Origin of the sequence: Paenibacillus sp. FSL H3-0329 (assembly GCF_037963285.1) — a bacterium.
Lineage (GTDB): Bacteria > Bacillota > Bacilli > Paenibacillales > Paenibacillaceae > Paenibacillus_AQ > Paenibacillus_AQ odorifer.
The window spans coordinates 1317555-1344053 of record NZ_CP150150.1 but is presented as its reverse complement, the minus strand read 5'-3'; the positions used below and the strand labels follow the sequence as shown (position 1 = coordinate 1344053).

The window sequence follows — 26499 nt, the reverse complement described above, 5'->3', positions numbered from 1 at the left end:
ATTATTCAGTTAATTACAGAAGTGCTTTCACACGGCTAACTACGTTCTCTACAGTAAAGCCGTATTCTTTCATAACTCTATCGCCAGGGGCGGAAGCTCCGAAAGTAGTGATGCCTAGGATATCGCCTTGGTCACCAGTGTAACGTTCCCAGCCGAAGGTTTGTGCCATTTCGATAGCAAGACGAGCTTTGACTCCTGGAAGAATTACGGAATCGCGATATTCTTTGTCTTGTTTTTCGAACAGATCCCAGCTTGGCAAGCTGATTACACGAACATCGATGCCTTCTTCTGCCAAAGCAGCTTGCGCTTTAACTGCCAACTGTACTTCAGAACCAGTTGCGATAAGTTGTGCTTGTGGAGTGCCATTTTTGGAATCAGAGACAACATAACCACCACGTTTGATGTTTTCACGAACGCCATCTACGGTTCCAGCAAGAATTGGCAAGTTTTGACGGGTCAGAACCAAAGCAACCGGATTCTCTTTGTTTTCCATAGCATAAGCCCATGCTGCAGAAGTTTCGTTAGCATCAGCCGGACGAATAACAGTTAGACCTGGGATGATACGCAGGGAAGCCAATTGTTCGATTGGTTCATGCGTAGGACCATCTTCACCAACTGCAATACTGTCATGTGTCAGTACATAGGTTACTGGCAATTTCATGATCGATGCCAAACGAATTGCTGGACGCAGGTAGTCAGTGAATACGAAGAAAGTTCCTCCGAATACTTTAAGACCAGTGTGCAGAGCAATACCGTTCATTGCAGCAGCCATACCAAACTCACGTACGCCGAAATAAATGTTGCGGCCATCATAAGATTCTGGTGTGAAAGATGTCAAACCATTCAAATGCGTCATAGTGGAGCTTTCCAAGTCAGCGGAACCACCCACTAGCTGAGGAACGCCAGCAGTCAGACCGTTAAGCGCACTACCGGAAGCGACACGAGTCGATACTGCTTTATCTTCAGTAGTGTAAGTTGGAAGGTTAGCATCCCAGCCTTCTGGAAGATCGCCATTGATTACTGTTTCGAATTGTGCAGCCAGCTCTGGATATGCTTTTTTGTAAGCTGCAAATTTATCGTCCCAAGCTTTGTTAGCTGCGATTCCGTTTTTCTTCACTTCTGCAAAATGTGCACGAACTTCGTCAGGCACATAGAAATCTTCTTCGTATACCCATTTGTAGAAATCTTTGGTCAGCTTAGCTTCTTCTGCTCCAAGTGGAGAACCGTGAGTACCGCCATGGCCGCCTTTACCTTGTTTGTTAGGGCTACCATAACCAATAACTGTTTTCACTTCGATCAAAGTCGGTTTGCTAGTCTCAGCTTGCGCCTCAGCAATAGCTTTTTCAATAGCCGGAAGGTCATTTCCGTCTTCTACACGCAGAACTTGCCAACCATAAGCATCAAAACGTTGAGCTACATTTTCGGAGAAAGAAAGATTCAATTTACCATCAAGGGAAATATCATTTGAATCATACAATACAACCAATTTTCCGAGTTTCAAATGACCCGCAAGAGAAGCGGACTCAGAAGAGATCCCTTCCATAAGGTCACCATCACCACAAATAGCATAAGTATAGTGGTCAACTACGTTATGTCCTTCTTTGTTGTAGGTTGCGCCCAATTGAGCTTCGGCCATAGCCATACCAACGGCCATACCAATACCTTGTCCAAGCGGACCTGTAGTTGCATCAACACCAGCTGTGTGACCAACTTCCGGGTGACCAGGAGTCAAGCTACCCCATTGACGGAATTGTTTCAATTCTTCCATAGGAAGATCATAGCCGCTAAGGTGCAGCAAGCTGTACAGAAGCATGGAACCATGTCCAGCGGACAATACAAAACGATCACGGTTTACCCATGTTGGATGATCAGGGTTATGATTCATTGTTTTTGCAAACAGTTGGTAGCCCATTGGTGCAGAACCCATTGGCATACCTGGATGGCCGGAATTCGCTTTTTCGATAGCATCAATAGCCAACGTACGAATTGTTGTGATAGACAGGTTATCTACTGTTGAGTTTTCTTCCTTCTGGATCGCTTGTTCTTGTTCACTCATTTAATAGTTCCTCCTCTGAAATCTCAAGAATGTCATTTTGACTCTTATTGTATCACTAGTGTGGAAGCAATTCCAATTGTTTTTAAAAACTCTTTGTTTGACAGCTTATGTTTTGCAATATCTACGCATTTATATACGCAAAAGTAACTATGTCATGAGACGGGTTTTTACTTAGCCTATGGTCTAGTTTTCTATTGCGACTAAAGTTTGTTTTACAATGCTCGAATATAAAGTAAGATGGAGTTACTCAAGTAAAATTTTCATTCATTATCCAATATCTCCAAGTGGAAAGGAATTCTGAACATGACTTCGAAAAAGGATGTTTATATTGTGCTTACCGGTACAGGTACAGCCTTCAGTGGTTTCATTAAGTGGTTTACAAAAGCTGATCTGAACCATGCTTCGATCGCCTTTGATAGTGAACTACGTGAGGTGTACAGCTTCGGAAGAAAAAAAATGCACAATCCATTCGTCGCGGGTCTGATTCAAGAAAATTTCATTCACCCTTTTTATAGCAGCGCAAATTGCTCTATTTATCAGTTACGTGTTAGTGCCACGGAATACGATGCCATGTACAATCATGTCCAAGGGATGATGAAAAATCAGGAACGTTATAAATACCATCTTTTAGGCCTGATCGGCGTACTTCTAAATGTTAAAATAGATCGAGAGAACGCTTATTTCTGCTCTCATTTTGTTGCTTCCTTATTTGAAAATACCGCAGTTCAGCCTGTGAATAAGCCTTCCTGCTTTGTTACCCCGGAGGATTTCGCTCTTTCACTCTGTTCCCATAAAATATTCAGCGGCAAGTTATCCTATTATGTGCGTAGAGCTCAAAGAGCCTCTGCGCGTTCGACGAATATACCTTTACATACACCTTCCGTTGCGACAAGAATGATGAGAATGAATGAAGAACGGACTGAAGGAGTTATATAAGTTGTTGCTCGTAAAAAAGGGCTATGCGGATCGTATTTCCGCGTAGCCCTTTTTAGATGAAAAAAGGATAAAGTCGTAGATGTATCATTACTTCACACGATGGTTCCGAAAATATTCGGACCAATCGCCAGCGATCACAACAGTAACTGTATCTATTTTGGTATTGTACTCATTCTTAGCTGTGAAGGTAAATTTCACTGGACCATCGGGAAGTTTCACAAATGCTGGATCATATAATTCGCCTGTCCACAAGGTTTTGTCACTGTTCGTTGGATTTAGTTGCGTAGAATAACCTCCCGTCATCGTTACCTCAACAGTATCAGGTAGACCGGTTGCTATCCCTTGCAATATAAATCGCTCACCTGCCCAAAACACATTGTAGCCTCTTGGACTCTCCTCATTACCGCTCTTGTTCAAATTGTAGCCTTTACGGTTGTTATTCCATTCCTCTGTGTGCTGGACCCCACCTTTAATACTCAGCAGATTAACCATGAAATATTTACGCGCTGAGATATTACTCCAGTTATAACCATCAAAAGCTTCCACTTCCACGGCATATTTTTCGTTCTCAACCAATATTCCCGCGGGCACTTGCCACTGTTTGGCACTTGAATTTTGTTCGCCAGATTGAACCTTAACCATCCCTGTCGCCATGTTGATAATTTGTACCTTATACCGCTGTTGTTCATCTCCATCCTCATCTTGATAATCCCACTTGATGATTGGTGTAAGCGTACTTGCGATCATGGGCTTACTTGAGTCAGTACTTGTTGGGTACGTTATCGTTACGGTCGGTTTACGGTTGGCTACAGTGATACTCAGAGATAGCTCTCGATACAGTCCTAGAGAATCCGTAACGGTTTGTTTCAAGGTAAAGACGCCATTTGAGGTGAATTTCTTCGTAAATTCAGCTTGAGTACTAGCCAATCCTTCCGTCCCGTTAGATGATTTCAAATCATACTTATGGCTGATCGTATCTCCTTTTGGAAGGTCTGGATCCGTCGCTTTGCTCTTGATATTTAGAAGATCCGTGCGATAAATCGGCTCTTTGGCAGCATCTCTGCCTGTATCCGTGATAAGTGTGAATCCGGGCTGCGGCGGATTGTCGATGATAAACGTTTTTTCGTTAGATATTTCTGACCAGCTTAATTTGGAATAAGCCCGCCCATATACGGTGAAGTATTCAAATCGATTAAATGTATGGTTAGGGAGTTGATACTGCCGCAGCTGACCTGTGGTGTCAAGGTTTTCAACTGTCTTAACTAAGAGTCCGTCTTTCGAAAAAAATTCTAAACGGTACTTCTCCTGCGGATCACTCTCTGGGTCTGTATAATTCCATTTAATTAATGGATCTCCTTGTATTTCGGCATCTATAACGGATGGATTGGTTACGGTTCCCGCCGGGGTTATCAATGTCATTGAGGGCGCTAGATTTTTAGTAACACTCACCTTCAACGTAGCTATATTAGACTTATCACCGATCTGATCGATAACCCAGTGTTCCAATGTATAGATACCGGACTCAGGAAAATTAACATCAATACTAGGAGTTCGAAGCCATTGCGTAATGCCATCACTATCCGTTACTTTCCAGAAGTATTGCAGACTAGCGATGTCGGAGGGATCTCCATCCTCATCAAAAGATGTATATTGTCGGGTATCATATTGGAATACTGCCGATGGACCATTAATAGCAGCTGTTGGAACATGATTTTTAACAGTAAATACGCGTGTTGCATTGGAACTTAAAGCTCCAATACTTGAGGGATTAGGTACATCTGTTGCCTTAAGGCGCATTTCCCATCCTTCTGATATAGCCTGCTGCGGTGAAATTCCGTTTCCAGCAATAAGATCTCGTATCGTCAAAGATTGGTTGCGGTTACTGCCAGCATAATAATAAGGACTATTGCTGAGTTTGGCGTACCATAAATAAGCAAGCGAATCTCCATCTTCATCAGGCTCTGGTGTTAGATTATCCATTGTAATTACAGTGTCTCGATATACTTCAGCTTGCATGTTAAATGCTGCTGCGGGTGGGTGATTAATCACTTGGACATTTTGGCGATACCAATCTGACCATAAACCTCGGTTGTCATGCACTTGTAAACTAATTTGATAATTACCGATCCCAAAAGCTGCGATATTAGGTGGCGTTGTAGCTCCACCCCAATGCTCCCAAACTTTGTTCCAACCGTCTTTGATAACCGTCCAGTAATACACATCTAATGGATCATTATCCGGATCAAACGATTTGTCTGTTATGGTAGTAGCTTTACGATAGGAAACAATATTAGGATCAACACTAAATAACGCTACGGGAGGTAGATTACCTGCAGCCCCCACCGTCCTTACACACCAGTCGCTCCAGACCCCCAACCCATTTTCGCCATCGACATCACGTACTCTAAGGCGTATGTCATATTGTACAGAACTCGGTAATTGAGCTGGCGGTTGACCATCTGTCCATATTTCAGAATCAGTTTTTTTATACTGCCATTGCCAAGCTATAAGTCCCTTATTAACAGCCGTGATGTGGTCCAAATCGTAGGAACTATCTGTTAGCAGAAGAGATCCCCACGCCAGTTTGGCAGCAAACAATGCAATTGGCTTTCGATGAACATGATAGGTCATTGAAGATAAATTATCTCGGCTCCATAAACGATAGACATCGAATCTGTCATCGTTTTTAGGATTATCTCGTGCTTGAAAGGTTGCGTTATAGAGTCCGCTATATGGAAAGGAGGTATACCTTTCTGAACGCCATAACCCACTATCCGAAATGATACCCATCGAATTATCGAAGAAATACGGGTTATGGTCGTATCTATAGCGTTCTTGATATTTAGAATCTCCTTCATAGTCCTTGTATGTGGTTGATAAGTCTATAGGAGTGTTAATCAATATAAAGGATTTATTCCTAAGCCTATAGGATACATTAACGACCAACGATTTCTCATCCTTATAATTATAGGGATCCACAACCTTGATAATGATATTGTGTCGTCCGGGAGGAATTCCGTCTGCCAAAACATCTATTGGGATGGAAAACCATTTATTATTCAGTGCCTGTTGGACATTGACTTGTTTATAGAACACATTAGGAATTTCAGCACTAACGACTAGATCATTATTGTCCACATCTCGAACATATCCTTCGATATTCATACCACTGAATCCTGGCTCATTCAGTAGCTGCTGCTCGCTTGGTGTAGTCACTGTGAGCGTAGGTGCTGAATTTATTACTAGAGGTATGTTATCCCAATCATAATATACGTTGTTATGCCAACCATTCATCCATTCGTTAGGTTGGTGTTGCGCATCACTTGCTCTTAGTGCGACTTTAAGGGCTTTTGGAATGCCATACTTCGCTGGATAAGCATAACTTTCATAAAAAGCGGTTGTATTTCTATCAAGGTTAAACTGAAGACTATCCGAACTTTTCACAGGTGGCATTTCTTCAATTCTCCATGAGGCATCAGTAGCATAATCAGTATTACCACTTCCATCTGTCCTGTACATATAACTGTAAATATTAAGAAATCTAGTACGCTGCGTATCATAGTACCAATTAATATCCCCTGATGTTAAAACTACAGGCGCATCAGGTACATAATCGTAGCGCAGTATTCTTGTTGTTAGATCAAAAGTAATATTGGTTAGGGTCATAGCAGGCATATTCAAACTTAAAGATCCTATATTCCCCATAGCTGGCTCCCAAGGAGTTGTTTTATTAAATCCTTCAAGACGGATATCCATAAAATTGATGATATTTGGGTCACCTGTCGCCTCTACCTTTGCACTCCCCGAATAAAATTCAGGGAATGAAAGAAGTAGTAATACAAGGGCCATAAACGTTGAAATTGTTTTTTTTAATTTCTGCATCTCTAATCCTCTCTACCATGACCAATCGACATCAGGTGCCTGATTTTTAACCGTGAAGATCCGTTCGATCACATTTTGTGTAACTTCTGAATCTATGGATTGCCGATCAGCCTGCGTCACAAACTCCTCGATGGTCGGCTGGCCAAACTCTTCAAATACAGTTAGTCTTACTTCGTATTTTCCGACTTCCTTTACCTTGAGATTCAAACGATCTAAATTCTGATTATTAAAAATAACCCATGGTTCACCCGAAAAATTTCCGTTGTTATCAGAATCGTAGCGGTATTCCCAAAGCCTTCGAGCCACCATATCTTGGTCTGGTGAGTACGACATATCATCTATTGATAGGGTCGCTTGATTACCATCTGAAGGATTGCGATACACTGTTCCAGCCATCGTAAAGTATGCAAAAGGCTTCTGGTCTGGAGCTATGTCAAAAGTTGTTTCGTTTCTCGCAGTTAGCCCTAATGTATTCTCCACATAAATGGTTGCTTTATATTTCCCTGGCTTCTTGAATAGCACATCTTTGCTATATACTCCGTTCAGCGATCCGCTATATTTAATATCAGAATTCGTTCCACCTGATACGGCTGTGATCGTGAATTTAGTCTTAGCATCTATTAATGGGTAGTGGGTCGGGCTACTAACGTAACTTTGTATGATAACCTTTCGATTTTGCTTTAATGTACCATCTACCCTGATAGATGCATCTGGTTTTGGCTCAATGACATTAACCTCAGTACTAGTACTTCCAGTCATTTTGTCGTCGTCCATTACAGTCAAAGCAAGTGTTTGTTCCCCCAAATGGTCTTTATCATACCAAAGCGTTCCCCTTGGCAAAGTGCTCAATTCTCCCTTAGCATTAGGCGTATCCCAAAAGTAATCCGTAATATAACCATCGGGGTCATACGACCCTGCTGCACTGGCTACAAACTCTTGTCCTGCTTTTACAGTTTTGGGTGCATTTATAAGAGCTACTGGAGGTTTTAACTCTCTTGGTAGTTCTGGCGGTGATGTCGGACCTGGAAAACCTCCTCCCGGAGGATCTGAAGTTGTATACACTCCTGCTTTGACTGTAAAAGATTCTTTTAACAAGTCGAACTTACTTCTTTTGGTCACGACTTCATTCTTAAATCTCACTACTATACTTAGTTCGTACTCTTGACTATAGTTACTTTTACCTGCCACTTTCTCCTTCGGAATTTCAAACTTGAAAGTTTCGTTTGCCGTTAGAGTTTTGCTATACACCTTTTTTGTCTGGAGTGAACTGTCATTACCTTTCTCTTTGGCATAAAAAATCCATTCTGAAATGTTCGAAGTATCTTTATAGGATAGAAGTTCACCTTTCAAAGCGATTTTAACTGGTACATTCTTATTATCAAACTTAATTGGGTTTGGATTAGGTTGTTCTAGAATTGCAGAACCTGTGAGTGTAGCTTCATCTGGGAGACCATATTCAAAGCTGACTGTTCCCCCGTAGCTGTAGGTGGTGACTTTAGCGTCTGCGGTGTAATAATATTCTGTAAATGCCTTATATCTTCGTCCCTCTGCTTTTCCAGTTAAACCCGTATTATCTTCAGGATCCCAAGGTACTCCTGCAGGAATCGTATAGTTCAAAATAATTCTTCCATTTTTAAATTTTGGATCTTGAGCATATGAAGATTTTTCGGTTACTTTAGGTTTAATAGTAGACTCAATGATATTTTGAGAATCGATGACCTCAGTTTTCGATCCGTTGTACCATTTTAGGTATTCTTTATCTTGATAAGGTCCTGCAGTTACTAATGTTGTTGGTGGATTTTTTGAAGGATAGCCATCCGTTGCAGCTTTATCATCTGTCACCATACTATCTTTTTTTTCATCATACTGATTTATTTGCCATCTTCTTCCGTCAGAGTATAACCATATTGAATTATAAATTTCAGTCTTATAACGTTCTTGAAAAGAGGCTCTGTAACCCTGTACTTCTTTAATATGTTTTTGATTAGAGACTCCTTTTAATGTAATCTTAATTTTCCCGTTCTCAAGAGAGAGGTTGGTTTTTTCATTAGATCCACTATATTTTAAAGTATTAGTCTTAACTGAAGAACTAGATACTCCACTAGGAAGCTCCAAATAAAAATCTTTAGCAGCATTATTCGATCCTAGTAAACCAGTAGTAATAGGTACAGCAACCGAGGTTAATTTGGTCTCGGCTGCTTGCACTGAAATAGGTGTCATAAGCTGAATGAGCAATAAAAAACATAGACATGAGATGATTATTTTTTTCATTTTTACTTACTCCGGAGAATTGACTACAAATTTTTCATCAAATCCACCGTCATGAAACAAACGAACCACAAAATATTTAAAGTCTTTATCATATAAATAAGCTTGGTAAGTAGTTAATTGTTCTCCTTGCTTAAGGGTATAATAATAAAATGCTTCATTATTATTCAACTTTTTCACGTTCATCTTTGGCCAAATTTGATCTATTCTCCCACCATCTTGTAAACTTAAACTCCATTTTTCTTTTTGATCATTTAAAGATCTTTTAACAATTTTATTGCTGTTATTCTTAATCGTAATCTTTGTCCAGATGAAATATTTAGGATTGCTAACCATTACTCCAAAAGAATCATAATCATATTGTTTCACTAGATTTTGTGCATCTTTTGACTTGAAATCATAAATCATAAACTTCTCCAGCGTATAACTAAGCCCACCCGCCGTAACCGTAACTGGCAACTCCAAATCCTTTTTCAAACCATATTTACTTAAGTTATCCCTCATAATAGGTACTGGTGTAGCAGTAGATTTTACTGTAGTTGTAGTTGTTGGTGTAGCTGCGGCTATTGGTGTAACCGCTGCTGCGTTAGTAATCACGTTCTGCCCCAATACCATGCTAAATAACATTGTCGTAGTCAAAACTGCCCTTACAATGGTCTTCTTCATCACTGAATCTCTCCCTTTTCTTCAATTGGCATTTTATTACTTATTGAACTTATACTCCTGAACTGCTGGCACCCTGATGGGCTGTTGTGTTTTGGATCTTGAGATCAGAACCGGGTGTTCCGTCTCAATGACGGCAATAACCGAAGGACCTGCGATGTATTTGGTTATGCCATATTCGCTATCCGCGTATAAAAGTGGAAACGTCACACCATCGGAATCATCAATAATATCGAATTTCACAATCTTTACTTGTGTCTTAAAACGACTGCTCCCTTGGGGGAAAAGGCCGCTATCAAGGCCTAGATTGTTCTGCAGGGTTTGCTGAAAAGTATCGTACGCTTCTGTAGGATCTATAATCAGACGACCACGAGTCAATTCGGTCTCATCTAATTCCTGTGCGGCATCGTGAACAGCGATATTATTTGCGTCTTTTAACATGCTGCGCAGCTGGTCCCACTCCTGATTCTGGATCTGAAAGAACCAGGAGTAGATAAAGATCAGTAGGACAAATGCCAGCTTAATAATGTAATCCATAAATTACTCTCATCCCTTAGTCAATCGAGATACTCACTCATAATTGATCCATGCCCATAATATCGAGTTGGCTGCGAAACCGTAGAAAAATTATAAGGAAACAGATTTATCCGCGGCGCGGTTACATACACATCAATTCGTTGCTTTCGCTCTTGAACGGTGTCTGTACTGCTAGTAATTTCTATCGAAGCTTCAAAAAATCCAATCGCCTTCAGATTTGAAATTACTTCATTCCGCATAGAAGCTGTAACCATCCCCTCTGTTGCTGCTTTTTGTGTGATATAGGACGTATTAGCTTTGACCTGTAAATCTAGCAGATAATCTATGTAGGAGAAGATAGGCTGCAGGATAATAAACAGGACTAGCCACATGAACAATGCCCGGAGGACGGTCTCCTTCATTAGACACGCCTCCTTCTAATACTGTTCCACTTGCTTAGTATGTGAGATGATATCGTCCTGACTGCTGCCGATCATATGCGTAGCTACCGTGACAAACATCCCCGCAATTACAAAGCCAATGGCCAAAAACATAGCGACGGAAATAGAGTCTTTTTTCATCTGACTTATACCGAAACGTGAGTCATGGACATAGTTAGTGCAGTCTGGCTGGAATCCAGCGGTTGAGTTAGAGATACCCCCGGGATCGTCGGTCTATTATCATCGGCAGCATTAATCACGTCACGCACCAGAGGAATCAAAATGGCAATTACGATGGCCACACACAAAAAACCGATAGCGATAAACAAACCTGTAGAAATAGCGTCTTTTTTCATTGTTAATTTCTCCCTTTTTATTTTAGGTTTTAAAAATAAGGTTGAATATACAATTTTTCACTGGAACATGCCGACTCCATTAAAATTTCCTTTGATTAGCAAAATGTACTGCATCGCCATGGCAACGATCATCAAAAAAGTAGCAATCGATGGAATAACATTAATAATCGTCGATAGATCACCGATGAAAGACCATTTTTTTAAATACTGATCGCTGGAGATTTTGGAGATAATCTTGCCTTGTTCACGCAAATAGTTTGCAGCTTCCGTGTCATCATCCATACCTTCTGTAGCCAGTAAAATGGACCGGATGTCATTAATAAAGTGATGGTTATCCGGAAATTTGGCACAAAACCATTCAATCGCCCCCTCCACACCCTCATCTACTGCCCGTTCTGACAGCTCATACAAGTCCTGACGTATATATTGAAAATGTCCCGCTGTACTCCCACAAAAAGCACCAAACTGCACATATCCGCGCTTACGTAGGCGATTATTCTCATAGAGACGAATGAAGGAGATCAACTCGCCATCTTTTTGAATATTCGTCTTTTGGTGAAGCCACGCCAACACCCAACCAAGCGGAAGATAACGCATCGGACTGCTGATTACGAGAATAAGTAGAGCAATTAGAGGGTCATAGAATGAAAAAGGAACAGATCGGATGAAATCGCTGACGACTTGGCTAAATAAATAGATGATTGCCGCTGAATAACGAAATAGCGTAACTTTTCGAGCCGAAATTGATAAACCGCATTCATTCAACAATTGCTGAAATCTATCACTCTGCACGTGTTCACCCAGCGAATTCCACCGGATGCCCAGTCGGACAAGATATCGTTCCTGCTTACTGCTGCTGCTCACAAACACAAGTAATGCGACATACACGATTCCGATCACTGTAATTAGTAGTAATAATCTATCCATAGTTCATCACCTTAGTGGTAGTCCAGTTTGGGCCTGGCAAGAATAGTACTGATCACAAAAGAGATAAAAAGACCGGAGACGATCACCATCAAAAAGGAAAGGCCTACCGTAGTTTCGAACTGTAGTTGGAAATAGACATCGGGCTTCAGCATATACATAAAGGTTCCAACCGTAGATACCAGCACCAGAAGATTCCCATATAAGCCAAGGCTGATCGCATCTCTGCTTCCTGCTTTTACAGTTAAAATCGTCTCTCTCTGCTGCTCCATAGAACGATTCAACAGCATTAGCGAGCTTTTTAAATAACGGGTTCCCTCCTTCTCGGCATAGAGCAAATCTGATATAAACTCTAAAGCGAAGGTGGTGCCAATCGCACTGGAGAATCTCCCTGCCTCCTCAACAAGCTCCTTCTCATTACTGTAATTAGAAAATGCGGCACCAAGCAGCTTCAGAGGACTCTTTAGTACATTTTTATCTGTTAGAAAATCCGCTGTACGATCAAGAATCGAATCTACCGACAAATGAGTGAATTTGGTGGAGATTTTGACTACATCGAGGAGATCGTAGCTTCCATGTACCTTCCGCTGTGCATAGATGTATCTCATACGAAAATAAGGAATCGTCGCAGATATTACAGCTATAAAAAGCGGAAATCTCCACGCCCCCTGAATCGGCTGTCCTTCATTAAAAGTAATCCCCTCCAAAAAGGGATTGTTAAAACTCAACCTTCCAGGGAGCTCACTAAGTGTCAGTAGTCCTGATAAGAAAACCGCAATAAATAAAATAGCTGTACGCATAACAAAACGCATTACGCTAATGCCCGGCTCATACTTTCGGTGTACGAAATAGAGAAGCTTGTCCAGATGGCGGTAGAGCCACAGCCTTTTTTTAACCGAACTAACTCTTTTGCCAAAAATACTCATCTTATGTTTAATTCGAAAATCGACTTTCTGGAATACCTGCCGTAAATGCCTTTCGATGAGCAGTTTGGTGAGTAACCACAGTCCCCACGCAATCCATAAATGAAGGACAAAACGAAAAATATACAATAGTAAATCCATAGCAGCACCTCCTCACTCATTAAGTACTATCTTAGATTTCAAGCTTTCTTTAAGCGGCTGATCCATCGGCTTTGTTGAAGCAAGTCGTCCCAGCTCTTTTTGGACAATCTGCGTAGCCTGCGCATTTTTCTTAGTCATTTTCAGCATCAGATTTTTCGTCAGCTTGTCATTGTAAGACCAACACATTTCCTGCGGCTCCCAGCGCATAAGATCATTAGCAAACACTGAATTTCTATCCTCTTCGTAAAAGATTTCTGATATTCGCGCCAGCCGCTTCTTCCCGTTCGGAACACTCTCCAAAATAAACACCAGCTCGCATGATTTCAGCGCAGAGATTAAATGCCCCTTTAGACTGCCGCCAATTCTTGTGGATACAGCAAATGCACCTTGATAAGGAATGTCCTCCGAATCCACAGTGTGGAAGGTTCCGGTAATCCCGTCGTATCCTTTTTCCCCACTCCACAAATAAAATTCCCACTCGTTATAACGCATCTCTGTCATATACAAAATATTCGGGTCATGCCGCAGCGATTCTACTCCCACCTCCATCAGTTCCTCATTCGCAGCTTGAATTGGAATAATCCGATGGCCTTTAATTTGATACGGTAAAATGGATTCCGGATGTTTCTCAATCATCACTACTCCCATACAGAAGGAAGAGCCAAGCAGTTGCTCACCAACGATCGTATTGGCAAAGGTTGTTTTTCCTGACCCTACAGCACCCGCAATAATGGTATTGCGAAACGTGGACGATAACGCCCGAATAAACTCAACCGCCTCGGCAGGAATACATTCCGTACCCGCTTGATCTTCCAAATCCAGAAATTCCACAACCTGTCGCCGCAGTGATATCGTAGTAAAACCCTCCCAGACCCTAGGTGATACCCAAATCGCAAGCCGAATAAATCTACCTGGCCAAAGCGGATCATCCATTTTGAACTCCACCGAAGGATTATCCTTGTTCAGCTTTTTATTGGGATCACTTTTTAGCAAGGAACGCTTCAGCTGCTCCACCCGATCCAGTGAAGGCATCTCATACGGGTAAGCTATAAACTCACCTTTATGGTTATAAAAAATTTGCTTCCCAATCATTTGTAATCCGGTTGACTCGCTGTATGCACGATCAGTAAACCAACGATACGCTGGTCCAAAACCCTTCCACTCGTGATACAGGGCCTCTGCCGCCGTTCGGTACGCTTCTGGAACCTTTCCAGTAAAAGGTGTTTTTCGTAAGTACTTCTCAATCTCATTCATAAAAAAGCTAACTGCCTGCGGATCGCCAATTAATGCCTTTGCATTTAGCTCGAAGTAAGCGTCATCCTCACGTTCTAACCCTTCGTTCATCTCGGTTTTCATTTTTTGTAAAAAAGCATAAAAATCTTCCTTGCCCGGTTTGCTAGTGCGCAGCACGCTTTGTTTTAGAGAAAAGAGTGGACGACTCGCGAGAGTTTCAATCATAGAAATATCCCTTTCTTTTTGGCCTCTGGCGCTAATCCCATCGACACCAATAGAGAATGTACCTTATCATCCACATGCTGTAGCTCTTTTTTGCCTAGAGGCAAGCTTTCCTGCAAGGGTTGGTAATACGGTAGCTCCAGCAAGATTTCAGTGCCAAATCTAAGGGCCATATTTTTGGACGAAGATATTTCCTCCACATTACTGCGGTTAATGATCAGCTGGAAATCATGCGGACGCAGATCTATATGCCCCGCAAGCTCGAATAGAGGTTCTAATCTGTATTCATGTTTAGGATGAGTGACAATCATACGTAACGACGACTTTTGCATACCGACATACCACGCAGCACTCTCGGGAATTGAACCGAAATCAGCAATAACCACATCCGCATTTGCTCCAGCTCTAGCCAAGAAATATTCGATCTCCTCCTCCAGATAATCCTGGACACTTAAGTAGTCGTAATTCCCCGGTAGATACAAATAGCCATCCTGCCTAATCAATTGCTCGAAATCTTCATCATGAATCATCTTCCCTGTAAGCTTGGGGCGCAGTTTGTCTAGACTTATCGTCGCTTTGCGGTCATACCCGGGGTCATATAAATCCAAACCAAGTACAAGAACACGTAGACCTGCCGCAGCAATTCGTCTTGCGAACAGCTTCGCCACACTCGTGCAGCCAATGCCTGGACCTGAGCCAAAAAAGCCAACCAAATTGCTCCGTTCCTCGACATCCTCTTCCAGGATAAAACGAATCTTCTCTATCACTGCTGACGAGGTAGAACGAGGAGGAATAAAATATAAACCTAAGCTTTCACATAACATATGCACAGCTTGATAGCCGCGAATTCCCTTTTGCAGATATAAATACAGGATCATAGAGCTTGGATATTTGTGTCGCAGCTCGCTAAGCGCTTGAACAGGTACCTGGTCACTAGTAACCATTAACATATGACCTTCGGTATGCGCCGGATCGGGATACACGTTTTGTGTAACTACATTAAATCCCGCGTTTTTGATATCATTAATCGTTAACTGATCTATGCCCAGACTAAATATTTTCAAGGCAATCTCCCCCTACTCTACCCGTACGATCCACAGCTTTTTGCCCTGCTCCAAAAATTGCCCTAGCCGTTGACCCTCACTTTTCTTCAGCTTCAATTCTGGTGTCGCTACCTTGCCAGTAGAAGTGAATCGGTTATTGTTGTTGCCTTTCTCAGAATCCTGCACATCATTATTGTCTTCTGTTCGCACATAGTTCACGGTAACTCCAGATAAAAAGATCTCTTTAGCAGGATCGCTAAGCAAGCTTTGTTCTTTCACCTGTTCCTCGTTTTCTTTTTTAACTGTATTTGAACCAAGCGCCTCTCGCTGCTTCTCTCGCTCACCTTCTACAAGATAAATGTCTACCTTATCCCGGCTTCGCAACGAACCATTGATGGCATAAATAGCCTCCTTCGGAATAGGAAATATACCTTCATCCTGCAAAGGCTCTAAATCATTAACATCCACCAGTGATGCTGTCAAAATACTACCGTTAGTCAGATTCACATTCGTAATTTTGTACTCCACTTGTGCGATTTCCGTAATTACACCAGAGGGTATGTCCTTGGTCTGAACAGAATCCAGATATAAATCACTTGCTTTCAGCTCATAATTTTTAGGTAGAGACTCCCCAGCTCGCACCTTAACTTTGACCACGGTTTGGGAAAGCACGTAGGGCTTGAAATAGAGATCATAACCTAGCAATCCCCCGAATCCAGTAATCAAAATGAGACTTGCGAAAAAATAATTACGTTTTAACAAACGTCCCCGCTGTAACGCCAAACCTTCCACCTCCTTAACTACATGATTTTTGAGAACGACAAAAAGCACCTTGGCATAAATAGCCAAGCTGCTGGTAAAATGCTTTTTTACCTGATAGAGATTTAGTGAACTATTAAATTAAAGGATTCCGGTGAAAGCCCTCGGGCATAACCGTTGCTTTCACCGGAGAATACCTTTATTTAAATACTACAGTTTTATTCTGATGGACGAGAATCCGGTCCTCGATATGCCATTTCACCGCACGAGCCAGAACAACACGTTCAATGGTACGTCCAATCCGTTTCAGCTCAATAACATCATCACTGTGGCTTACCCGCTGCACATCCTGTTCAATAATCGGTCCACCATCTAGTTCTTCAGTAACATAGTGAGCGGTTGCCCCGATTATTTTCACCCCACGTTGATACGCTTGGGCGTATGGATTGCCGCCAATAAAGGCAGGCAGGAAAGAGTGGTGAATATTAATAATCTGATGGCGATAATGCTCAATAAAGGACGGCGAGATAATCTGCATATACCGTGCCAATATAATCACATCGATATCGTCTCCGATGACCTCTAACTGGCGTTTTTCTGCTTCAGCCTTAGTATCCGCTGTGACTGGAATATGATGAAATGGAATGCCAAACGACTCGACATAAGATTTCATATCCAAATGGTTACTAACGACGAGGGCAATATCGGCATCGAGATCGCCCGCTTGCCACTGCCAGAGCAGTTCAACAAGACAATGGTCTTCTTTAGAGACGAATATGGCAAGTTTCTTCTTATGACGAACATTAAAGATCTTCCAGTCCATCTTAAAACGCTCCGCCACTCCGCCAAATTGAGAGCGAATCTCTTCCAGACGATCGCCTAATTCAGGTAGGTCAAACTCGACTCTCATAAAGAACATTCCACCATCTGGATCCATCGTATACTGATCCGACTGCACAATATTTGCGCCATGCTGATACAGAAAGTGTGATACAGCCGCCACAATTCCCGGTCCGTCAGGGCAGGAAATAAGCATACGTGCCCGGTTGGAATAATGCTCGACACCCGACGAATTGTTTCTTTTTACGTGTAATTCCATGACCCTCTTCCCATCCTCTCATCTACATACGCAATCTGAAGTATAGCTTAAGCGTTCACGAGCTTAATTGCCTGCTAACCAAGCAATTAAACGATGATTAATAGCTTCCTCGCTTAGTTGCGGGAACAGCTGGGCAGCGACAACTTCATCGTATAAACGCTCCAGTGGTTCACGTGGATCAGCTTTTTTAGCTTTGGCATCGTTCTTCAGCAGCTCCCAGACATTAAGTACATATTGACGGGAATCAATCTCCTGCTTGGCAAAAAATTCACGTAATGTTTCAACATCCTGCACGAATTCCGGTCCAAAGCGTTCAGCTACGTTACCACGCAGCAAAGCGATCTCCACCTCATACATCGGACGTTGTGTCTTAGCATCTTTACCAATCCACGGGGTCTCCAGAATGAAAGGCAGACCTTCCAGCTTTTCATGATGTACGATTTTGTTAATCGTATCAAAGCCAATCCAACCCGAGCCAATTGGAGTGTGACGGTCTTTGCGAGCGCCACATGGATTTTTACTGTCATTAATGTGGATTACACCAAGACGGTTCAATCCGATAGTCTCATCAAATTTGTTGAGAACACCGTCCAAATCATTAACGATATCATAGCCAGCATCATGAATGTGGCAAGTATCAAGACAGACCGATAGACGTTCATTATGTTCGACCTTTGCAATAATAGAAGCGATTTCTTCAAAACTGCGGCCGATCTCTGTTCCCTTACCAGCCATAGTTTCTAAAGCGATATGCACTTCCGTTTCGTTCGTGCCTCCAAGCACCTCATTCAGGCCATCTGCAATCCGCTGAATACCATATTCAGCATCTTTATCAGTGAACGCACCTGGATGTAATACAATATGCTTGACCTCAAGTGCATGGGTACGGCGAATTTCCTCTTGCAGGAAATCAACAGCCAGTTGATACGTATTCTCTTTATAGGAAGCGAGATTAATAATGTAAGGTGCATGGACAACAATCTCCTCTACACCATTCTCTTTCATAACCTGCTTCCCTTCGTTGGGATACATGGCATCAATCGGCTTGCGGCGCGTATTCTGCGGCGCTCCTGTATATATCATAAACGAGCTGGAACCATACTCATTTGCTTCATTTGCTGCGGTCAAAAGACCCTTGTCCGAGCAAGACACATGTGAACCTATTTTCAGCATACTTCTTCCCTCTTTCCTTCACGAATTAACCCCTATTCTACCGTGATCGGAAAAATAAATCTAGACGAGGCCAATATGCCGGGTTCTGCTTCGCAAAACTTTGGAAATAAGCTATACTTTAATATGAGAATAATTCGTGTGAGAATCCTCATTGCCAAAAGGTGGTGTATGCATGTTTATCCAATCAGGACTTGGTTTATTATCCACACCGAGCAATTGGTTTATGAACTCTATCGCTTTCTGGACATTTATGCTGCTTGGTTCCATGTGTATCGGCGGTTTTTTTATGTTCCGCAAATTCCTAAAGGTCCTGCCCAAAGCTGATGGAAAGTCAAAGCTAGACTGGCAAAATTACTGGGTGGAACGTAGCCGCCCGCTCTGGAGTGACGAAACAAAGGCCTTTTTGGACCAGCTTGTTCAACCTGTACCTGGGCCATTTCGTGATATTGCGAAGCATTCTATTGCTGCCGAGATCGGAAAAATCGCCGTCGAGAGCAATGCAAAAGAAGTTACTCGCGATCACTGTATTAAAGGTTACATAGTTGCCACACCGCGGCGCGATAACCGTTTTCTTGTCAATTTTCTCGAGAAGAATAAAATCGATTACTCTGCTTACCAGCATTTGTTTAAGTAATTTTTAATGAATTGTACGATTTAGAACGGAGGCCCTCCTTTGAAATATGTGATATGTGGCGGCACCGGTTTTATAGGTAGCGAACTAGCAAAATACTGGCTGCAAGCAGGTAATGAAGTTGCTATTGTAGGTCGGAATTTACCAAAAGACGCAACAACAATTCATCCTAAGCTGAGTTACCACACCTGGGACAGTCTAAGTTCTAATCCCGCTCCAGTGGAAAATGCAGCTGCCCTAATTAATCTCGCCGGAGCTTCCCTTAGCCAGCGCTGGAGTCCAAGTCGCAAAAAAGCGATTATGCAGTCCCGACTTGCAACCGTTTCCGCAGCAGCTAAGTTAGTAGATCAAATGAAGCAAAAGCCTTCCGTAATCATTCAGGCTTCCGCCGTGGCGATTTACGGTACCTCTTTAGAGGATACTTTTAATGAGTCCTCACCAGCCCAGGTCATGGATTTCCCTTCAGAAGTAGTTAAGACATGGGAAGAGGCTTCAGATGAAACCTACCATGATATCCGCGTGGTCAAGCTGCGTACCGGAGTTGTGCTCGGCAATGAGAGCGGAGCATTCCCCAAAATGAAGCTGCCTTATTTATTAGGTTTTGGCGGAAACATTGGCTCTGGAAAGCAGTGGCTCTCTTGGATCCATCTGACGGATATCATCCGTCTAATTGATTTCTGTACGCAAAATCCAACGATTAACGGACCTGTTAATGCGACTGCTCCACATCCGGTAACGAACGAAGAGTTCGGCAGAACGATCGGCACAGTCTACAAACGGCCACATTGGTTCCCTTTACCAGCCTTCCTGTTAAAAACAGCAGCCGGAGAATTATCCGAAATCTTACTTAAAGGTCAGCGCGTCCTGCCCGCAGCGGCATTAAATCATGGCTTTGACTTTACCTTCCCTACACTTCAAGTCGCTTTAGAAGATTTGAAAAAACAAAAATTGTAGAGCCACATTCATCGTTAGAACTCACCTTCATACTGTATGAAATGTGTAGCTTCCTTTTATAATTTTAAATGTGGTCCCCTCTGTTAGTGGATACTCTTTATACGGGACCATGGCTTCACCTTGAAAAAGCGTTCCATTTCTGGAGTCAAGATCCTTCAGAATATATCCGCTGGTGCTTCTAGATATCTCAGCGTGTACTCTAGAGGCGCCTTCTGATCTTTCCACATATTGAGCCACCTCTGCCGATCGGCCGATAATGAAGCTAGTTCGATTTAACTCGATCATCTCTGCCTCTTCGCCCTCCTCACCGCTTCTTTGGAGATAAGGAATACTCCGATCCAGCTTTTCGATTTGTCGTCCTTGCTCAGGCGGTTTCTCCTGTGATAATAAGGTTGTTGGAGCTATTGCTTCTGGTGCTTTAACAGAACTTTGTTCCTCTGCTAGTGATTCATAACGTGTCGCCGGAACGCTAGCTGCTGAATCAGAGGATTGCGGAGTTATCTTTGGAATTGTTGCTGGAGAACGCGTAGAAGTCACAGGGTTCCTGCCAAAATTCCACTCCAATTCTTTTCGACTCGGATTACAGTTAGTATCTTCAGAATCCTCACCCAGGCCATCAACATCTTCTTTACCAACCTTTAGCCTTCCGCTCCAAACCATCCAGCTTAAAACAGCCAATACAATCGTCACAACTCCACAGACGGCAAGCCATAACGGCTTGGGACTATCCAAATATAGAAACTTCCACAGTAGTGCATCGCCTAATAGAAACCCTAGCACTATATAGGTTCTTGAGCTTGAGGCTTGTGGATTCGTTACCTGCTCATCCTCCAAGCTTAGAGACAGGCTCTCCTCCTCTTTTATCTTAAGATTAGGATAGCTGCTGATCCAAGGAGTAGCAGTCGGCTGCAGCTCCAATTCCTTATCTTCGCGATGCTCATATATTTTTCTTAATGGTGGAGCTGCTGCCTCTTTCACTAGATATTCTTTTACGCCTTCATGAAGCTGTCTTTCAGGTGTAACGGGCTCTCTTTCTGTCAGCAACTCTGATAAAAGAATCTTTAAGCCAGCTGGAGTAAATCCCTCTTCACTGCAATATTGCAATAGTCTTTGCACACCACTGCCAGTTAGCTCTGTGATAGATGCCATTAACACCATGATTAGTGACTTGAGTGACTCTCCAAGCTTTGAACCAGACTTATTCTCCTGAATGGGTATGTAGGTCAGGTATACTTTACCGCTCTGTAACGACCCTTCAATAAAAATGTAATCTGCATGCAAAGCATACTGTTCCGCCCGCAGCATATATAACCTGCCATCTTCCATGCCTTGGGCAATTTGCAGCAATAACCCGAAAAATGAGCTCATACTTAGCTTTTCTCCTTTGAGTAGATGACTAAGCATTTTTTTGCGTAAAACAGCGTATTCCATAGTAACCTTCATATCTATTTCTCTAAGTAACAGCCTCAAATGATGAGGAATGTCGGTGTTCATCAGCATGCGTGCCTGAATCAAATTAAGCTTCTCCGCAGGTATTCCTTCGGGTTCACCAAGGATCATATATATACCATCCTGTTGTATAAAATCACGGGTTAATCCGAACAACAAACATCAGCTCCCGAACTAAAAGTATAGATAAGCGCATATGGAACCAGGGATAACAGCCAGCATGAAAGGGAATTTCAACAGTTCACTATCGTTATTTTTTAATAGAAACGGGCTCTTCCATAAAATAAATCCAGAAATTCTGCTGATGATCTTACGCGAACGACTGACCGCCTCCCGTCTCTTTAAAACAATTAACCAGCCTATTAAAGCACCAAATAGTACGGAGTACATGACGACTTGCAGCGTAAACAACATCCCTGTCCACGCGCCGATTCCAGCAAAAAGCTTAACATCCCCCGCGCCAACCGCCCCTATTAAATGCATGATCAGAAGGACTGTAAATCCTACAGCAGCTCCCCCGAAAGCCCACAGCAGTCCATGCCAGCTATTGATCACCCCTTGTGCAAGCAGACCGGTGAGCAAGCCTGACAAGGTGATCCAGTTTGGTATTCTCATCGACTTCAAATCTGTAATCAGTGCCGCTGCTAAAAACGGTAGACATCCCCAAAATGTCCACTCTGCCATTTATTACACTCCTTTTTCCACCCTTTCACTTCACTACTGTGAACATAACCTCAACAGATCTACCATCATCCAGTTGTATAACAAACGGCCACGAGCCCGGTGTGGTATTTACACCAATTTTCCATTCCCACTCGATATATCCATCTTCATCCGCTTGTTTCCAGCCTAAATATTTGGCAGTACTGCCCCCGCTCTTATAAAAGACTGACAAGCTGGCAGAAGCATTCGGCGGTATTCTGGCACGAACCTTGCCTTGCTTATTCGCTACAGCCGGGTTCGGCTTTTCTAAGATTTCAATGAATTCATCTGGTTGGCCAGTACCGTTCCCCTCCTTGGCTGTGCCTTCTCCCGTGTCCCCGATCCAGAGACGTTCAACAGCACTTGCTTCTAAAACAATACTTTGGTTTAGAAAGGGGACCTTCATCGGCAGCTTATAACTAACCACTAGCCCAAGGTAGGGACGAGTACCCTCTTTTAGCTCCGGCACCATAACATTAGATACATGAATTCGCTCATAATCCAGTAAATCTGATGTCAGGTATGGTTTCAATAAAGGTTTGATCGCAAGATCAAGTACACTTTCACTAGTCTCTGCCTGAAGCTTCTGCAACGGTCCCTCACCACTTTCTAAAGCCGACATAACCCACTCATTTAACGGCTTGGGTAAAGACTCAGCATAACTATCGCCCCAATCAGTAAGTGACAAGCGAGGAATAGTCCAATTCAGGCCAGCAGAATGATCACTGTCATCCCCTCCTGAATCATCACTTACTTCGCTGAATATTCCCCATTTCTGCACCGCCAAAGCCGTAGGATACATATGAGTTGAAATAGACTTTACAGTGTCTGATGCTGTACTTTGCAAAGCTGTCGAATACAAGGTCATCTGTACGATAGAAATCAGGAACAGGACGAATAGCAGGAAGAACGGAAGAACCATCGCCGCTTCTACTACCATGCTACCTTCTTCCTTGTCTTCCCCTCTGATTCCATACCCATCCCCCATCTCCTTACCAACCTCCCGCTAATAAGAATAATCAGCTTTTACTGCCCTCAGATACTTATTCCCTTGTACCCCTCCCGGAAAACCAGCAGTATAATTCAACATTTTAACTACACCTGGCAGAAACCATAACTGCATTTGGAGCTTAATGTCCGATGATACATAGGTGTTTCTTTCCTCTGGATTTATTCCTGTGTTCAGTTGAATCAGAGCCAGCATCCGCGATAGCTGCAATTCCCCGCCTCCATGCATTATCATGAACAGTCGCAGATGATCACGGTAAGTCAGCTGCGCCGGCATATATTTAGATAAAGGAATCGCATCCTTCTCACAAAGCTGCAACATATCCTGAATGGCATGCTGGATTCCATACAACAGTGCCGCCGCTAGAACAGCCAGTGGATTTCCCAAGGTTGCCTTCTCTATAAAACCTTCCATAGTGCGAATGGACAACCTCATCGCGAATATTTCGGCATAGGCTGCGGCCACATTCCCCGCGGGATTATGAAATCCGTATAAAATGTATTCCAGCTCCTGAGCGCGAGGATCAAGCTGATCTGTGAGCTCACTAGTGTCTTCCAGAGAATTCAGTGCCAGACTAGCTAACTTTGAAACATCAAAATGCTGAAAATAAAGCGCGGAATACTCCGTTTGAAAAAGCCTGTCTCTAGCGCCCCCCATAATGCCACTCATTGCTGCATAAATCCCGTCAATATCCTTCATCGCCGAACTTCCAGCAGCATAGGGATCTGAGGATACTTCAGATTTATCAGAGGATTGAGACTCCAATCCGTTGTTAAATGAAACATTGTCCTCATAAAATTGATGAAGGATTTGATAACGTTCCATCGAAGCTGCCGCTCCGCTACCTAGCATTCTAATTTTGTCCAGCAGTGCTCTAACCTCGCCCAGCTTGGATTTGGCTTCCCACTCTACTTGCTTACGTGCTTTATCCGAGCTGCGATGCTGTTCAAGAAAAGCCAAATCACTAGCGATAACACTTCCCTTCTTACCGTATTTTTTATAATAGTTGTCCACTACATGCGAAGCCCCTAGAACAGAGGAAATCATTTGGTAGGAATCGCCGTTGACTCCCAAAGCTTCATGCAGCTCTGCTGACAATCCTGTTACCGTCGGTTCAATGGATTCGTACACACTTTGTTGCATAAATAAACTATTCTCCATACTACTAATGTCAGCCGAAGAGAGGATCAAGGCATCTTCCTGTTCATGCAGCTTTTTAAGTGGCTCAGCACTTATTTCCCCTGAACTTCCCGGAATATCCCAGTCTTTAGCAGGATCGTCCGCCAGATTTACGCCACTTATTCGGGAAGCTGCCAAAACATCTCTCATCTCGTCATTCAATTGCTGCGCCTTGTTTAACGCATCCTTCGCTTCCTCCATTGATTGTCCATGTTCTTCACGAAAGGTTGTTAATAAGGCTGGGAGCCGCGATAACATCTCTGAAGTTCGGCTCTGATAAAGTGCCAACTGATAAGTGTACTTTGCAGGCTTTTTACTATCATGATACAGATCGTCGTAATATTTCCCGAGATAGTCACTATACTGTGCTGGTATATCCGCGGCTGCTTGCATGCTTCCGAGCGAATGGGCCGAGATAGAATCCCCGGGCGGATTCATAATCCATAGCAGTATTCTTCTTCCACTCTCCGCCGCTTGGCTTCTCCGCTCTAACATTAGATCCAAATTCTCTTCACGTTCATCATATAAAGGTTGCAGCTTACTAAGTAATTCGGTAGCTCTTGAGGTCTCTGCCATTACGCCTGACAGCGGTTTGAATTTACCTGCCAGCTCCAAGGCGAAATCTACCGGAGCCTTATACTTCATCTCTTCCAGTATTTGATGACGAAAAACATCATAACTTCCCAGCGGCCGGCTCCATTCCAAGGAGGAGGATTCCAGTGCAAAGGGTAAGAGATTGAACGTATCCCCCCGCCCACTTTTATGCAAATTTTCGTTGAGCACTTTGGACAGCAGCATATCTCCATTGCTATCACCAAATGCAAACAAACCGTACTTCTCTCGTAATTCAACATGATATGAAGACATAACAGAGCGGACACTGGCTCTCGCTAATCGTTCCTCCTGAACGTTGAACGCAGCAATTCGCGCATAATCAATCAGCACAGCAGTAAAAAGAAAGACGAAAGCCAGCACCATGATTAGAAAAATTGTAACTGAGCCTTCTGTTTTGCCCTTAGCAGGACAACCGGTAAATTTACTTTTCATTAAAACCCCCTCCCTTGAGCAGAGATTTTACTTATCCTGAAGCTTGGTCAGCATAGCAGAAGCATCCTTCTTATCCATGTAAACTGCTGATCCACTGCCCTCAGGGCCCCCTTTAAATTTAGCTCCGAAATAACGCATCAGATCGACCGTACGAATAAACTCAACAGGCTCAACAATGATAGACTGGGCTTCAACAGTTGGTTTAGCCTCATCCGATAGAACCTTATCAAGCACAGGTAAGCTCAGTAGACGGTTTAACTCAGCACTTACTCTCCGTCCTGTAAGGCTGTGAGCATAACGCATAGTTCCTGGCATATTGTCCGGAATCATGGTAGACGAATGGCCCAGTTTAAGCACTGGCAAATCACCCTTATCTGATACTTCACCGGGCAACTCTATTGTCACGCCAGCACTGCCAGCTTCTGCACCGAATAATGAGGCTAGCAAGGCATCATCCCCAATTCTCCAATAAAGGGAGTCATACTCACCAGCCATGTAAGAACCAGAGACCTCCTTGTGACTGTTGTCCCAGTTGTAAGCCGCCCGCTCAGTAGCTCCTGAGGCCACTTGCAACAGCATGGACTTCTGATAGCTATACAAGCAAAAAAACAAAAGAAGCATCGTAATAAACATGACGATCGGCAACAGAAGTGAAGCTTCAATGGTAAAGCTGCCTTGATCACCCTTAAGCTTGTTCAATCGAATACTTCCTGGCTCTTTTCACCCGCCGTTTTAATTAAGGCTTCTACTACCTCTTGAATTTTGTCCTTAAACAAAAGAACAACCGCAATCAACACAGCAATAATCAAAATCATCTCCAAAGTTCCTAACCCTTCCTCGTCTTCCCAAAAGTTCTTCATACTGTCCAACATTGTTGATACCATCAGCTTCAGC

Annotated in this window: 24 protein-coding genes; 3 read left to right on the top strand and 21 right to left on the bottom strand. The window is 42.9% G+C overall.

The window, feature by feature from the left end:
• Positions 1–13: 13 nt before the first annotated feature.
• On the bottom strand, positions 14–2056 hold the full coding sequence (gene tkt, locus NSQ66_RS05890) for a transketolase (protein ID WP_036681727.1): 2043 nt from the start codon (positions 2054–2056) through the stop codon (positions 14–16).
• Between the two features lie 303 nt (positions 2057–2359).
• Between tkt and NSQ66_RS05885 the strand changes: the two genes are divergently transcribed.
• Positions 2360–2992 carry a hypothetical protein gene (locus tag NSQ66_RS05885; protein ID WP_036681725.1) on the top strand — a complete coding sequence of 211 codons (633 nt, stop codon included), beginning with the start codon at positions 2360–2362 and terminating at the stop codon, positions 2990–2992.
• 87 nt (positions 2993–3079) lie between these two features.
• Here the strand turns inward: NSQ66_RS05885 and NSQ66_RS05880 are convergent, their stop codons facing one another.
• From NSQ66_RS05880 to NSQ66_RS05815, 14 genes are all read right to left on the bottom strand, one after another.
• Positions 3080–6874: a hypothetical protein gene (locus tag NSQ66_RS05880; RefSeq protein ID WP_036681723.1), complete on the bottom strand. Its 3795-nt coding sequence runs from the start codon at positions 6872–6874 to the stop codon at positions 3080–3082.
• Positions 6875–6886: 12 nt separating this feature from the next.
• Complete coding sequence (locus NSQ66_RS05875; protein WP_076142346.1) at positions 6887–9145, bottom strand: PKD domain-containing protein; 2259 nt, start codon at positions 9143–9145, stop codon at positions 6887–6889.
• A gap of 6 nt (positions 9146–9151) precedes the next feature.
• Positions 9152–9808 carry a hypothetical protein gene (locus NSQ66_RS05870; RefSeq protein WP_076142345.1) on the bottom strand — a complete coding sequence of 219 codons (657 nt, stop codon included), beginning with the start codon at positions 9806–9808 and terminating at the stop codon, positions 9152–9154.
• Between the two features lie 36 nt (positions 9809–9844).
• Positions 9845–10342, bottom strand: a complete 498-nt coding sequence (locus NSQ66_RS05865) for a hypothetical protein (protein WP_076142344.1) — start codon at positions 10340–10342, stop codon at positions 9845–9847.
• A 20-nt stretch (positions 10343–10362) separates the two neighbouring features.
• Positions 10363–10743: a hypothetical protein gene (locus NSQ66_RS05860; protein WP_076142343.1), complete on the bottom strand. Its 381-nt coding sequence runs from the start codon at positions 10741–10743 to the stop codon at positions 10363–10365.
• Positions 10744–10758: 15 nt separating this feature from the next.
• Complete coding sequence (locus tag NSQ66_RS05855) at positions 10759–10902, bottom strand: hypothetical protein (protein ID WP_162636675.1); 144 nt, start codon at positions 10900–10902, stop codon at positions 10759–10761.
• A 5-nt stretch (positions 10903–10907) separates the two neighbouring features.
• A complete protein-coding gene (locus NSQ66_RS05850; protein WP_076137569.1) occupies positions 10908–11117 on the bottom strand; it encodes a hypothetical protein in 210 nt (69 codons plus the stop codon).
• Positions 11118–11174: 57 nt separating this feature from the next.
• Positions 11175–12044 carry a hypothetical protein gene (locus NSQ66_RS05845; RefSeq protein WP_036681711.1) on the bottom strand — a complete coding sequence of 290 codons (870 nt, stop codon included), beginning with the start codon at positions 12042–12044 and terminating at the stop codon, positions 11175–11177.
• An 11-nt stretch (positions 12045–12055) separates the two neighbouring features.
• Entirely contained in the window at positions 12056–13105 is a 1050-nt protein-coding gene (locus NSQ66_RS05840) for a hypothetical protein (protein WP_076142342.1), read from the bottom strand.
• Between the two features lie 12 nt (positions 13106–13117).
• On the bottom strand, positions 13118–14563 hold the full coding sequence (locus NSQ66_RS05835) for an ATPase, T2SS/T4P/T4SS family (RefSeq protein WP_076142341.1): 1446 nt from the start codon (positions 14561–14563) through the stop codon (positions 13118–13120).
• A complete protein-coding gene (locus NSQ66_RS05830; RefSeq protein WP_076142340.1) occupies positions 14560–15624 on the bottom strand; it encodes a hypothetical protein in 1065 nt (354 codons plus the stop codon). Before NSQ66_RS05830 ends, NSQ66_RS05835 begins: the two co-directional genes overlap by 4 nt.
• A gap of 12 nt (positions 15625–15636) precedes the next feature.
• On the bottom strand, positions 15637–16386 hold the full coding sequence (locus NSQ66_RS05825) for an SAF domain-containing protein (protein ID WP_036681705.1): 750 nt from the start codon (positions 16384–16386) through the stop codon (positions 15637–15639).
• 175 nt (positions 16387–16561) lie between these two features.
• A complete protein-coding gene (purU, locus tag NSQ66_RS05820; RefSeq protein ID WP_036681703.1) occupies positions 16562–17461 on the bottom strand; it encodes a formyltetrahydrofolate deformylase in 900 nt (299 codons plus the stop codon).
• A gap of 63 nt (positions 17462–17524) precedes the next feature.
• Complete coding sequence (locus tag NSQ66_RS05815) at positions 17525–18634, bottom strand: deoxyribonuclease IV (RefSeq protein WP_036681702.1); 1110 nt, start codon at positions 18632–18634, stop codon at positions 17525–17527.
• 172 nt (positions 18635–18806) lie between these two features.
• Between NSQ66_RS05815 and NSQ66_RS05810 the strand changes: the two genes are divergently transcribed.
• Both NSQ66_RS05810 and NSQ66_RS05805 read left to right on the top strand, forming a co-directional pair.
• Positions 18807–19268 (top strand): DUF2621 domain-containing protein, encoded by a 462-nt coding sequence (locus tag NSQ66_RS05810; RefSeq protein WP_036681700.1) that lies wholly within the window; start codon positions 18807–18809, stop codon positions 19266–19268.
• Between the two features lie 48 nt (positions 19269–19316).
• On the top strand, positions 19317–20219 hold the full coding sequence (locus tag NSQ66_RS05805; RefSeq protein ID WP_305953632.1) for a TIGR01777 family oxidoreductase: 903 nt from the start codon (positions 19317–19319) through the stop codon (positions 20217–20219).
• Between the two features lie 27 nt (positions 20220–20246).
• Here the strand turns inward: NSQ66_RS05805 and NSQ66_RS05800 are convergent, their stop codons facing one another.
• From NSQ66_RS05800 to NSQ66_RS05775, 6 genes are read right to left on the bottom strand one after another with little or no spacing between them, the layout of a single operon-like run.
• Entirely contained in the window at positions 20247–21824 is a 1578-nt protein-coding gene (locus tag NSQ66_RS05800; RefSeq protein WP_076142339.1) for a DUF6382 domain-containing protein, read from the bottom strand.
• A gap of 18 nt (positions 21825–21842) precedes the next feature.
• Positions 21843–22352: a prepilin peptidase gene (locus NSQ66_RS05795; protein ID WP_036681695.1), complete on the bottom strand. Its 510-nt coding sequence runs from the start codon at positions 22350–22352 to the stop codon at positions 21843–21845.
• A gap of 25 nt (positions 22353–22377) precedes the next feature.
• A complete protein-coding gene (locus tag NSQ66_RS05790) occupies positions 22378–23358 on the bottom strand; it encodes a TadE/TadG family type IV pilus assembly protein (RefSeq protein WP_036681693.1) in 981 nt (326 codons plus the stop codon).
• An 18-nt stretch (positions 23359–23376) separates the two neighbouring features.
• On the bottom strand, positions 23377–25605 hold the full coding sequence (locus NSQ66_RS05785) for a hypothetical protein (RefSeq protein WP_051491202.1): 2229 nt from the start codon (positions 25603–25605) through the stop codon (positions 23377–23379).
• Positions 25606–25632: 27 nt separating this feature from the next.
• Positions 25633–26304: a TadE family protein gene (locus NSQ66_RS05780; RefSeq protein ID WP_235219464.1), complete on the bottom strand. Its 672-nt coding sequence runs from the start codon at positions 26302–26304 to the stop codon at positions 25633–25635.
• On the bottom strand, positions 26301–26489 hold the full coding sequence (locus tag NSQ66_RS05775) for a Flp1 family type IVb pilin (RefSeq protein ID WP_036681690.1): 189 nt from the start codon (positions 26487–26489) through the stop codon (positions 26301–26303). Before NSQ66_RS05775 ends, NSQ66_RS05780 begins: the two co-directional genes overlap by 4 nt.
• Positions 26490–26499: the final 10 nt, after the last annotated feature.